The sequence below is a fragment of the Paenibacillus sp. J31P190 genome (assembly GCF_059692075.1).
Map to the genome: position 1 here is coordinate 287435 of NZ_JCAUAS010000006.1, position 12001 is coordinate 299435.

At 46.2% G+C, this 12001-nt stretch carries 14 protein-coding genes; 3 read left to right on the forward strand and 11 right to left on the reverse strand.

Annotation, left to right across the window (positions count from 1 at the left end):
- Nucleotides 1-29 precede the first annotated feature (29 nt).
- Nucleotides 30-596, forward strand: coding sequence for an NAD(P)/FAD-dependent oxidoreductase (locus AC58U0_RS14800; RefSeq protein ID WP_497379699.1), 567 nt, complete (start codon nucleotides 30-32; stop codon nucleotides 594-596).
- Nucleotides 597-682: 86 nt separating this feature from the next.
- Here AC58U0_RS14800 and AC58U0_RS14805 read toward each other — a convergent pair whose 3' ends face one another.
- The 5 genes from AC58U0_RS14805 to crcB (AC58U0_RS14825) are packed head-to-tail and all read right to left on the reverse strand — an operon-like array spanning nucleotide 683 to nucleotide 4033.
- A complete protein-coding gene (locus AC58U0_RS14805; RefSeq protein ID WP_497379700.1) occupies nucleotides 683-1111 on the reverse strand; it encodes a CoA-binding protein in 429 nt (142 codons plus the stop codon).
- An 11-nt stretch (nucleotides 1112-1122) separates the two neighbouring features.
- Nucleotides 1123-1941, reverse strand: a complete 819-nt coding sequence (locus AC58U0_RS14810) for a C39 family peptidase (RefSeq protein ID WP_060645199.1) — start codon at nucleotides 1939-1941, stop codon at nucleotides 1123-1125.
- Nucleotides 1942-1971: 30 nt separating this feature from the next.
- Complete coding sequence (gene aroA / locus AC58U0_RS14815; RefSeq protein WP_497379701.1) at nucleotides 1972-3270, reverse strand: 3-phosphoshikimate 1-carboxyvinyltransferase; 1299 nt, start codon at nucleotides 3268-3270, stop codon at nucleotides 1972-1974.
- 26 nt (nucleotides 3271-3296) lie between these two features.
- A complete protein-coding gene (crcB, locus tag AC58U0_RS14820) occupies nucleotides 3297-3656 on the reverse strand; it encodes a fluoride efflux transporter CrcB (protein ID WP_497379702.1) in 360 nt (119 codons plus the stop codon).
- A gap of 2 nt (nucleotides 3657-3658) precedes the next feature.
- Nucleotides 3659-4033: a fluoride efflux transporter CrcB gene (gene crcB / locus AC58U0_RS14825; RefSeq protein WP_057302949.1), complete on the reverse strand. Its 375-nt coding sequence runs from the start codon at nucleotides 4031-4033 to the stop codon at nucleotides 3659-3661.
- Nucleotides 4034-4142: 109 nt separating this feature from the next.
- Here crcB (AC58U0_RS14825) and AC58U0_RS14830 point away from each other — a divergent pair, with 109 nt between their 5' ends.
- Nucleotides 4143-4433 carry a rhodanese-like domain-containing protein gene (locus AC58U0_RS14830; RefSeq protein WP_057302950.1) on the forward strand — a complete coding sequence of 97 codons (291 nt, stop codon included), beginning with the start codon at nucleotides 4143-4145 and terminating at the stop codon, nucleotides 4431-4433.
- A gap of 49 nt (nucleotides 4434-4482) precedes the next feature.
- On the opposite strand, the gene AC58U0_RS14835 is transcribed toward AC58U0_RS14830, so the two are convergent.
- The gene (locus tag AC58U0_RS14835) at nucleotides 4483-4998 is read right to left on the reverse strand and encodes a shikimate kinase (RefSeq protein ID WP_497379703.1); all 516 of its coding nucleotides are present in this window, start codon (nucleotides 4996-4998) and stop codon (nucleotides 4483-4485) included.
- 148 nt (nucleotides 4999-5146) lie between these two features.
- Between AC58U0_RS14835 and AC58U0_RS14840 the strand changes: the two genes are divergently transcribed.
- The gene (locus tag AC58U0_RS14840) at nucleotides 5147-5470 is read left to right on the forward strand and encodes a hypothetical protein (RefSeq protein ID WP_057302951.1); all 324 of its coding nucleotides are present in this window, start codon (nucleotides 5147-5149) and stop codon (nucleotides 5468-5470) included.
- A 14-nt stretch (nucleotides 5471-5484) separates the two neighbouring features.
- On the opposite strand, the gene gnd is transcribed toward AC58U0_RS14840, so the two are convergent.
- From gnd to AC58U0_RS14865, 5 genes are all read right to left on the reverse strand, one after another.
- Nucleotides 5485-6897, reverse strand: coding sequence for an NADP-dependent phosphogluconate dehydrogenase (gene gnd / locus AC58U0_RS14845; protein WP_057302952.1), 1413 nt, complete (start codon nucleotides 6895-6897; stop codon nucleotides 5485-5487).
- Nucleotides 6898-6929: 32 nt separating this feature from the next.
- Nucleotides 6930-7697, reverse strand: a complete 768-nt coding sequence (locus AC58U0_RS14850) for an SDR family oxidoreductase (RefSeq protein WP_057302953.1) — start codon at nucleotides 7695-7697, stop codon at nucleotides 6930-6932.
- Nucleotides 7698-7758: 61 nt separating this feature from the next.
- Nucleotides 7759-9327 carry a gluconokinase gene (gntK, locus tag AC58U0_RS14855; protein WP_497379704.1) on the reverse strand — a complete coding sequence of 523 codons (1569 nt, stop codon included), beginning with the start codon at nucleotides 9325-9327 and terminating at the stop codon, nucleotides 7759-7761.
- The gene (locus AC58U0_RS14860) at nucleotides 9324-10595 is read right to left on the reverse strand and encodes a nickel pincer cofactor-dependent isomerase, group 22 (protein ID WP_497379705.1); all 1272 of its coding nucleotides are present in this window, start codon (nucleotides 10593-10595) and stop codon (nucleotides 9324-9326) included. The genes gntK and AC58U0_RS14860 overlap by 4 nt, the downstream gene beginning before the upstream one ends.
- 18 nt (nucleotides 10596-10613) lie before the next feature.
- Complete coding sequence (locus AC58U0_RS14865; RefSeq protein ID WP_497379706.1) at nucleotides 10614-11618, reverse strand: LacI family DNA-binding transcriptional regulator; 1005 nt, start codon at nucleotides 11616-11618, stop codon at nucleotides 10614-10616.
- Between the last annotated feature and the right edge of the window lie 383 nt (nucleotides 11619-12001).

Genomic DNA, 12001 nt, shown 5'->3' on the forward strand with positions numbered 1-12001 from the left:
CCATTCTCTTTGTAGGAGGAGTTACCGTAATGACATACGACGTTATCATAATTGGAGCAGGCCCAGCAGGATCTAGTGCAGCCCTATTCACGGCAAAAGCAGGTAAAAAGACGCTTGTCATTGACAACAATCAAAGCGTTACTAAACGAGCATGGGTCGAGAATCATTATGGCGTAGAAGCGATAGCGGGTCCTGATTTAGTCGAAATCGGGAAGAAACAAGCAGCTAAATTCGGGACTGAATTCGTACAAGGCAAAGCGGAACAATTGGCAAAAACCGAAGATGGTTTCCAGGTAACGACGGATAACGGGGTTTATGAAGGAAAGCATGTTATTCTTGCAACAGGGCTATCCGTTGAGCTTGCTGAAGCTTCGGGCATTCAGACGAGGCCAGGAACAGAACCACGCATCAAAACTGTCGTTGATGCTGATGCACAAGGCAACTCTAGCCTTAAAGGTGTATGGGCAGCAGGTACCACAGCTGGCGTCAGTATGCATACAATTGTTACGGCCGGTGATGGTGCTAAAGTCGCAATTAATGTGATTAGCGAATTAAATGGTGAACGGTACGTCGACCATGATATATTAAAAGCTTAGTTCCTAACATACAGAAAAACCGCTTCTCCCTTACCTATTTGGTAAGAGAAAAGCGGTTTTTTAGCTTTGCCCAAAATGCGTTAATTTTAGTTATTTCTAGGATTTAGAATCGCATCTTCTACTTTAATACAGCGGTCCATAATGACTTCTAATCCGGCTTCGCTAGCAATACGTCCGGCTTCTTCATTTACAATATCGAGCTGGAGCCAGAAAACCTTCGCTTTAATTTTAACGGCTTCTTCAGCGACAGGAACCACTTGATCTGCACGGCGAAACACATTGACGATATCTACAGGTTCAGGAATATCAGATAAAGAAGCGTAGCACTTCTCACCCAGTATTTCAGTAGCGTTCGGATTGACAGGAATGATCCGGTATCCTCTGCTTTGCATAGCCGCGGAAACCATATACGATGTACGGTCTGGTTTATCAGATAAACCCACTACGGCAATATTACCTGCACTCGCTAGGATCTCTTTAATGTGCTCTCTTGTTGGATTTTCAAAAGTCGTCATCAGTTTCCCTCCTATTTCTTCAAGTACGTGAGACCTTGTTTCCCCATTGCGGTCCAACTGTCGATAAACTGACTTTTGTTTACCTGCACTTGCTTTTTCCCGCTTAATGGATCATTCAAGTATACATTATTCTCATCATATCCTACCAATAATACAGCATGTTCAGCATATGTCGTCTTGATAGGTCCCTTAGGTGAATCCCAAGTTACCCATTTGTAAGGTAGGTTGAAATCAATCGTGGTCCAAATAATAACCGGAATATCATTCGCAATCTGCTGCTCATACAGCTCGAAAGACTCGCCTGTAATGTCAATGGCTTGAGGTATATACGATTTCAACAGTGGAAATAGTCCGGCATGATAGATGCCAAAACCTCTTTGCTTCCGAGTGACATCGCCTACGAAACCTGTATTAGGATTTCCCCAATAAGCAATTGTACCGTCCGCATTTAAAGTGGCTGGTGTGTCATCCTTAGGCATTTCTGCAGCAAGTTCCATTTTGCTTTTTGTAATACCATGATACTGCAGCAGCATCGTTAAACTTGTAATTTCACAACCTGCTGGCAGTTCTGGCAGTTGAGCAAAGACAGGTGCATCAATCATTGCTGATTTTTTTATCTGGATAGCTGGCGGCGGAGAAGCAACCTCATTTACTTTCACGGAAGCTGTAGGCTTGGCAGCAAGTATCGCAGGACTGGACGCAAATAACGCTGGTTCTTTACCAGTCGCTTTAGCATACAGCAATACAGCAAATACACTGCTTGCAAACACAAGCCCAGCAACGAGGAAGAAACCGAACGTCACCTTTAAACCCTGCCAAATAATCGTCATGCTGACTCACCCATTCGTTGTTTTGGGAATCTATGTCTCACTCACAAGTTCAACCTGAGCACCAATGGAACGTAAATGGTCAAAGTACTGCGGGTAGGACTTGGCCACATGATGGGCATCATGAATGATCAAACCCTTCTCAGAACGAAGACCTACAACAGTTAAAGCCATAATCACTCTGTGATCAAAATGAGCATTAATTTCGACTCCGCCTGTAACACCTTGTGGTTTACCATGCACGATGATTTCACTTTGGCGTTCTTCTACATCAGCTCCGGCTTTACGCAGCTCGTTCAAATAATCAGTGATACGGTCGCACTCTTTATAGCGTAAATTTTCGACATTGTAGAAACGGGACGTACCTTCTGCAAATACAGCTGCTGCAACCATAGCTAGTACGGCATCTGTAAAGTGATCCCCGTCAAACTCACCAGCAACCAGCTTCTGGTTGCCTTTCACATGCACAACACCATTGTCATGAGTTAAATTAACACCCATTGCTCGCAGGACATCCACACAAGCCTTCTCACCCTGCTTGCTATTCTCTTCGAGACGAAGAACGCGTACATCAGAATTCGTTACAGCCGCAGCTGCTAGAATCGCAGCAGAGCCCGGGTAATCGCCTTGAATGACATATTCTTTGGCTTGATAGGATTGTCTACCTGGAATGCGGTAGTGCATAAGGTCTTCGCTGGCGTGCACAATAATTCCAGCCTGTTCTAATACTTCTAGTGTTTGACCTACTATAATTTTGGATTTCAAATCATGCAGCACTTCAATCTCACTATCCTCTTCTAGCAGAGGTGTCATAAATAAGAGAGAGCTTAAGAACTGGGAACTCACATTACCTGAAACAGTGAGCTTGCCACCGCGTGGTTGTCCCCCTTTAATAGTTATCGGCAGACGTCCGTTAGAATGTTGTACTTCCACACCCATTTGTTGCAAAGTATCAATGAGATCATCATGCGGGCGCTTGCCCAAAGATTCGGGATATGTGTTTACAAATGTCACATCAGGACAAAATGCGGCTGTGGACATCAAAAAGCGAAGTACAGCTCCGGCATTTCCTACATTAAGTTCAGAAACATTCTTGGGATGCTTACCAAAACCCGTAATAACGATTTTCTCATCATCTTCTTCAATAATTGCGCCCAAATCACGAACACAACGTCTCATGGCATCACTATCTTCACTATGAGCCGGATAATAGATGGTGCTCGTCCCGTTTGCAAGTGCTCCAATTAGCAAATAGCGGGTTGTGTAGTTTTTGGAAGAGAGAGCGTTTATTTCCCCTTGTAGATGGGCGGTTGGTTTCACGATGGCTTTCATGTCGTTGATATCTCCTTCGTAAGAGTTTATATGTAATATCCGAGGAAAGTCAGTAGAATTCCACCGGTATAACTGAGTAGTGTATATAGGATCCAAGCTTGCCATAGTCCAGCACGGAGCTGCTTTATGCTTTCCAGATTCAATGTGGAAAAAGTGGTAAAAGCACCCATAAAACCCGTGCCGATCAACAGTTTCCAATCGTCAAATGCATGATATCTCATCAACAAGCCAAGCAAAAAACAACCCAAAAGATTTATTGTCAGTGTACCATACGGAATAGAACTTGGGAACCTGTTGGCAATGTAAGACCCAAGCTGAAATCGGCAAATTGCGCCAAAGAATCCTCCAAAACCTACCAGGCAAATGGGCCATAACCATGTCATCATGATCAACTTACGCCCCCTCGAACTGACTCACCTATATGCACACCCAGCCATGCAGCACCGAGTCCTCCCCATAAACTTCCCAAAACATAAAGAGCGGCAAGGATCATATGCCCATGATTTAGCATGCTCATGGTTTCATAGCTGAAGGTAGAGAACGTAGTAAAAGATCCAATAAAACCTGTTGTTATCGGTAGTCGAAGTTTAGTAGGTATGGGAAGCTTTTCGGCGAATGTTATAAAACCAAGTATCAGACAGCCGGTTAAATTACAAAAAAAAGTTCCCCAAGGAAAAACGGACGCCGTTGTAGGATTCCAAAGAGAGGAGAGCCCAAATCGGGCAATGGCGCCTAATATCCCGGCTAAACCAATGTACAGCATGGTCACACAACTCCTGTTATTAACCATAGGTTTGACATCTTGACTTTTTGTTTCTATCATTACTTGTAATGGGGTTTCTTCCCAACATATCAAGCATGGAGGTCCGAAAATGGATACGATTTTACCTTCCGAAATCAAAGAAAGACTGGACCGCGGCGAACAACTAGCGATTGTCGATGTTCGCGAAGATGAAGAGGTAGCTGCCGGTATCATCCGAGGAGCTAAACATATTCCGCTAGCTCAATTGCCAGATCGCCTCAGCGAAATTCCCCAAGTCGAAGAGCTTATTCTCGTTTGCCGCAGCGGAAACCGCAGTGGGCGCGCAATTAGCTTCTTGGAGGCTCAAGGCTACAAAGGTCTTAAAAACATGACAGGCGGCATGCTGGAGTGGGAGGACTAAGCTTCTAAGCTTGTCCCCTCCTCCTAATATAGGGATCTTTGAGTGGAGCTCAAAGTCTCTCCGCTTCAACTTGCTGGATGATAAGTGCTGTAATTTCGTCTGTTGTTAATTGCGTAGTATCAATAACCGCATGCGCGAAGTCATAGGCAGACTTACGTTGTTCAAGGAGCAGGTGAACGCGTTCCTCTAAATTCCCCTGCAGCAAAGGACGACTGGTATCGCTGCTCACTCTTTGAATGATGATCTCAGGTGCTGCTTTCAGCGCTACCACAAAGCTATTCTGCAGCATACAAGCTCGGTTACACTCGGCCAGCACTGCGCCACCGCCTGTAGCCACAATTTGTCCTTTACGAGCTAATATATGTTCCAACGCTTTACTTTCCAAAGCGCGAAAATGCGATTCACCATGATTACGAAACAAGTCAGAAATGCTTGTCTGATGCTCTTCTTCCAGAACTGCGTCTGAATCTTGAAAGATCCATCCCAGCTGCTCAGCCAGCTGCTTTCCAACTGTTGACTTGCCAGTCCCCATAAATCCTACAAGTACAATATTGCTTGCTGTCACGTTAAATCCCCTTTTCCCATATGCTGTTCATACAAACTTTCCCAACATCATAACATAGCCAAATCGACATGAATACAATCCACCAAAAAATCATATAGTAGTGTGAATAAATTCCAGCACAAACAGTTAAGATTTTAAGAGAGACCATATGCCGACAAGGAGAGATGGAGCTTTGAACCCAACTGTTGCCTATCAAAACCGCACAAAAGGCAAACTGGAGCAAATTTTACACCCAAGCTATACGCTTTGCAAAGAGGATGTTGTGTGGATACTGGAGTTTATTAAGAAAAAAGTGGCTGAAGAAGACCCGCTTATGCAAGGTCTTACTCAACCACGATTATTAAGAAATTTTCGCTATTTTGCCGAAGTCTCCCTGATGCTCATTCACAGACGGAACGGCTTTGATCAAGAGGCCGATCGTTTGAAAATGTGGCTGCGTGAAGCGGCATACGGTTTGCAGGAAGAGGCTTAAAAGGCCTTATCCTCTTAGTTTTCCATCCAATTGAAGTGGAAGGAACCTTCTTTGTCCACACGTTGGAACGTGTGTGCTCCAAAATAATCGCGCTGCGCTTGCAGCAAGCTAGCTGGCAATCTTTCTGTACGGTAGCTATCGTAGTAAGCAAGTGCCGATGCGAAAGACGGAACAGCAATACCGCGGGTAACCGCTTCTGCAATGACTTGTCTCCATGATTGTTGATAGTTATCAACGACACCGTTGAAGTAAGAATCAAGCAGCAGGTTTTTGAGTCCAGGCTCGTGGTCATAGGCTTCCATAATATTTTGCAGGAATCTAGCACGAATGATACAGCCGCCACGGAAGATCTTTGCGATGTTGCCATATTTCAGATCCCAGTTATATTCCTCGGAAGCAGCTCTCATTTGAGCAAAGCCTTGGGCATAAGAACAAATTTTACTTGCGTAAAGCGCTTGGCGAACAGCCTCGATAAACGCTTTGCGATCGCCTGTAAAGGCTGGAGCATCAGGTCCTTTGAGCACTTTGCTTGCCGCTACGCGTTCTTCCTTCATCGCGGAGATGAAACGGGAGAATACGGATTCTGTAATAATGGAAAGCGGTACGCCAAGATCCAGAGCACTTTGACTGGTCCATTTTCCTGTTCCTTTTTGACCGGCGGAATCCAGAATAACGTCAACCATAGGCTTGCCGGTTTCAGCATCATATTTGGTGAAAATATCACGTGTAATTTCGATCAAGTAGCTGTCCAGCTCGCCATTGTTCCATTCTGTGAAGATCTCGTGAAGCTCTTCTACGCTTACATTCAGAACATCTTTCAACAATTGGTAGGCTTCGCAAATAAGCTGCATATCGCCATACTCAATGCCGTTATGCACCATTTTCACGTAATGACCAGCGCCATCAGGTCCGATATAAGTACAGCAAGCATCGTCGCCCACTTTGGCAGAAATCGCAGTAAGAATAGGCTCAACGAGTTTATATGCGTCTTCTTGTCCGCCTGGCATAATAGATGGGCCTTTAAGCGCGCCTTCTTCACCGCCGGAAACACCTGTACCAACGAAGCGAATACCTTTCTCAGCAAGCTCTTTATTTCGGCGCTGTGTATCTGGGAAGAACGCATTACCTCCATCGATCAGGATATCGCCTTTATCCAAGAAAGGAACAAGTTGGTTAATGGTATCATCAGTAGGACCGCCTGCTTTAACCATAATCAAAATTTTGCGCGGAACTTCAAGTGATTGCACGAATTCTTCAATGCTGTATGTACCTACTAATTGTTTGCCTGGGGCTTCTTGCAGAAGCTCTTTTGTTTTTTCAGCAGAACGGTTAAAAACGGAAACAGTGAATCCTCTGCTCTCGATGTTTAAAGCCAAGTTTTTACCCATAACCGCTAGACCGACTACACCAATTTGTTGTTTAGACATCTCTCTCATACACCCTTCCGATATATAAATATTTAAATCGTCATCGCGCCAAAACCGCCATCCACTCTTAAAACAGAACCTGTAACAAAGCTAGAAGCTTGTTCAGAAGCAAGGAACACAGCAGCACCCTGAAGCTCAGACGCTTCACCGAATCGATTCATAGGCGTATGACGCATAATGGACTCGACACGTTCCGGCGACAGAATCTTACGATTCTGCTCCGCTGGGAAGAATCCAGGAATAATCGCGTTAACACGAACGCGGCTCGGAGCGAATTCACGGGCTAGATTCTGCGTGATGTTATTGACAGCTGCTTTGGAAGCGGAGTAAGTGAATACACGGGAAAGCGGAGGATCTGACGAAACGGATGAAATATTAATAATACTTCCTCCTTCTCCTCGATCAACCATGTATTTCCCAAACACTTGGCAGGCTAACACGACACTTTTCAAATTAACCTCCATAATAGAATCCCATTCTTCCATGGAAATGTCAAAGAAAGGAGTGGCACTATTTTTGCCAGGGCAGTTCATTAGAATATCCGCACCGCCGGACCAAGCGATAACTTCTTTGAGAACAAGCTCCAAATCTTCCCTTCTCGTTGCATCCGCTTGAAAGGTATTTGCTTCCCCGCCAATAGCTTCAATGCTCTCACGAACCTGATCACTTTTCTCTTGATTACGACCGACGATGGCTACTTTCGCTCCGTGTCCAGCCAAGGCAAGAGCCATAGAGCCTCCAAGTGTGCTGTTGCCGCCAATAATAACTGCTGTTTTCCCTGTAAGATTGAATAAATTCATTGTCTTCGTCCCCTCCGGCATTTTGCTTGGCAAACCTTCTTAACAAGCCTAAGCTAATTTATCATTGAGGGCTCCGTAGGTGCTGTTGTTGAAAGGCGGTAATCGCATCGAATTGATCTTTTAACTGATGATATACGCTTGTATAAATAGATGTCAATTGTTGATAGATGCGATAATCGTTTTCATTCACCTCGTGAGCCTTTCCTACCTGAATCCATTGATGAGCGTGAGATAGATCTTCGATTTCCCCCATTGCGAGTAGTCCTAGCAAAGCTGCTCCGATCCCTGAGCTTTCAATCGAATCCGGAACCGTGACGGATGTGCCGAGCATATTCGTCATCATCTGGCGCCAAAAATCAGATCGGGCAAATCCGCCGGACGCGCGAATCACAGTGGCAGGTCCCATAAGCCTTTCCAAGGAAGCGCTAACTGCTTGGATCGAGAACATGACGCCCTCGAGCGCTGCACGAATCATATGCTTCTTCTGATGGCTAAGTGAGAGCCCGAAGTAAACACCGCGTGCATTCGCATTCCAATAAGGCGCACGTTCGCCGGAAAGCAGCGGCAGGAACAGCAGGCCATCAGAGCCCGCAGCTACTTGTGACGCAAGCTCCGTCAAATAATCATAGGGATCGATTCCCTGGCGGCGGGCTTCTTCGGCTTCCGCCGTAGCGATCTGGTCTCTCACCCAACGGAAAACGATACCGCCGTTGTTGATCGGTCCGCCCACGACCCAGAAGTTTTCTGTTAGCGCATAGCAGAACAGCTTGCCTTCGGGGTCGGTTTGCGGTTTGGTGACGACGCTGCGCACGGCACCGCTGGTGCCGATGGTGACAGCAACGACACCCGGCTCGAAAGCGCCAACGCCGAGATTCGCGAGGACGCCGTCGGACGCGCCGATAATGAACGGCGTGTTCACGGACAAGCCCATTGCAGAGGCTAACTCGGCGCTGAGCCCTTCTACGCGGTGCGTTGTCGGCACCAGCTCAGAAAGCTGCTCCGGCGTCACACCGGCCTGACCAAGCGCTTCTGCATCCCAATCGAGCTTCTCCAGATTGAATAGCCCTGTTGCACTGGCGAGTGAATGGTCAATGAGATAACGACCAAACAGCTTCGCGAAGACATACTCCTTGATGCCAATGAACTTGTAAGTTTCCTTGACGAGCCCTGGCTCGTTATCACGGAACCACATCAATTTAAGTAGAGGTGACATCGGGTGAATCGGCGTTCCTGTCCGCGAGTAAATCTGCTGACCTAGTCCGGTGCGCTTAAGCTCTTCTGCATATTGCGCACTGCGATTATCCGCCCATGTGATGCATGCGGTCAGTGGCTTCGTCTGCTTGTCAACAGCAATGAGACTGTGCATGGCCGAACTGAACGAGACGCAGAGTACTTGGTCAGATGTGATATTAAGCTTGCGAACAACAGCGCCAATACCTTGCACAACGGCATTGAAGATTTGTTCTGGATCTTGCTCGGCCCGATCAGCGGCTGGCGTGAAAAGGGGATATTCAATCGAGTTCGAAGCTAGAACTCGACCATCCCGATCGATCACGAGTGTCTTCGTGCTCGTTGTCCCAATATCTGCCGCGACAATGTAAGGCTTATCTCTGACTGCGTCAACTGTCATTTGCTAATATTCCCCTCTGCATCAAATGAAAGTTCATATGGTTCTGATAGAATTTCAATATCCGGATGCTGACGAGCTGCGTCTAACAAATTTACGGAAATTTCAATTTCACCCAGATGAAGTGTATCTTGAATCCGAACTAGTTTGCATGTCGTGTAATCTAGGATGTTACATGTTTTAACGGCTGCCTTGATCGCGTAGAAATCGTTCTCCAGCGTTGTTGCGATCTTGGTAGGCGCACAGACGGTTGATGTTAATCCGTTCGCGTAGGTGAACTCCAAATTCGTTTTATTCACTAGTCTTTGTGTGGTGAAATCAGCCGTCCCTACACCGTTGGCGTTACCCTTCGTTTCTGGCGTTAAGTCCAGTACAACCATTTTGGCAACATCTGGACCGCCATGCGCGTAAGGAGTTGGGTAGCGGCCGGTAACATTGGGATCCATACCATCGCCGCTAATATTTTTGCCAATATAATCAATCACAAGGACATCGATTTCGTCGAATAAAATTTTCGGCAGACGCGATTTCGCTTCAATTAGCAGTTGTTCTTCACGCACTTCAATTTCAGCAGCAGGCAGCACTTCCACTTGGCAAGTTTCGTCATAGGCATTTTCTACTAGCGCGACACCGAACACGATGGGCAGCCTCTCGATCATCAAATTAGCCATGGCCGGCACATTCTCTGCCATGTATTTGAAGCCAAGCTGATGGCAGGCTTCAGCGCCTTTCTGCTTGCCTAACCCGATGGCGATCATCTTCATGATCCCGCTCTCAATACGTCCGCGAAACGCCGTATGCGGCTTCACACGGTTAATAACGACGATAGCATCTGCCTCTGAAGCAATGCGATCTACATAAACAGGCAAGCCGTTAGGCAGCTGATCGATCTGTACAACTTCCATGGAAGAACGAATAGGCGCGCCCATCGAGGCTTCCGTAATGCCAAAATGCAGTAATACTTCCGTCTGTCCCTCAGCTGTAGCACCACCGTGACTTCCCATACAAGGAACGATGAACGGGAACGCACCTCTATCTTTAATGGCGTCAATGGTCGTTTTGGTGAAGCCTGCAATATTAGCGATCCCTCTGCTTCCCACAGCAACAGCAACCTGTTGTCCGGGATGTATGCTTTCCATAACACCACTGCTGGCAAGCTTATTCACTAATTCCAACTCTGGATTTTCCAAAATGGTACGATCAAACTTCTGCCGAATCTTAACCATTGGTGGAATCGGAATATCATTTAATAACTCTCTCAGAATGCTCATCGACTAATCCCTCTTTCCTTATGGTGTCAATAATCGTACAGATTCCCGCACGATCAACTCTGTTTTTAATAGCAATTGCTCCGTTTCGTGCTGCTTGTTCTCTATATTTCCAAGAAGTCGCAAAGCGCCTTCTCTGCTAATTTGCTCAATCGGTCTGCGAACGGTTGTCAGTGCTGGGGTTACGTAGGCTGCGAATACCGTGTCGTCAAAGCCTACCACTGAGATGTCGTTAGGCACGTTCATCCCGGCTTCCGACACCGCTTTCATCGCCCCAAGCGCCATTTCATCATTACAGCAAAATACGGCCGTCGGTCTTTCATCCAACGTCAGAAATTGCTGCATGGCTTTATGTCCGCTCTCCAGATCGTATAAGCCCGGCATGCGATAGGCGGGTGGAACGGTAATCTGGTAATGCCTCATGGCTCGTTCGAAGCCGTCTTTCCGATTCTGCGCAGATTTAAATCCTTTGCGACCCTCAATGAGAGCAATATGCTTATGTCCCTGCTCAATCAAATAAGAGGCTGCCAGAAATGCGCCTTGCTCCTCATCGGAGAGAACATTCAGCACGCCTGAAGTTTCAACAGGGCGATTCAGCACAACTTGCGGAATACCTTTACTGGCAATATGGTCAATGATGGCTTGATCGTCATCACTCTGACTGACAACAACAATGCCGTCGAAGCTTTTCCGCGTAATCGAGTGAAAGCTGGTGTAATCGTCAATCCCTTTCACGATCAATTGATAACGATCCTGTATGACACTGTTGACACCACGGATAGCTTCATAGAAGAAGCCGGCGGAAGTTCCTTGACTTAGTGTGGTAAAGAACAGTCCTAAGTTATACGAACGATCAAGTACCAAACTCTTCGCGCTGTAATTAGGCGTATAATCCATCTGTTCAGCGATGATTCGGATGCGCTCCTTCGTCTCCTCTTGAATGAGCGGACTGTTGTTCAGTGCTCTGGAAACCGTTGTATGAGACACACCTGCAAGCTTGGCAATATCCTTAATGGTAACGCTCATACCCTCACCTCTATCTGAAGCATATCACATCTATGCACACGTTAACAATAGTCTTTTTTGCAGTGAAAAAAAGGCTTTCGCTCTCTTTAGAGGAGATTGTTTGTAAAGGTTGACGCAAGCTTGTTACGCTGCCAACACACCTTACTCACCCGTAGCATTGTTGTACGTTGTACAACATTTTGCAAGCAAATCCATGTTCTTCACGCGATTGTTGCAGAAAATACAACAATTTCATCCAAAAGCAGCCCAATTGCCTATAAAAGGGCTGAATTCTATAAAGCCCCCTAATTAAGTTGGACACTTTTAGGCTAAGAAAATACAATGAAATTAGCCGGAGGTTGTTCGTATGAGGGTAAAGCATAGCAAGTTTGACGAACTGAGAA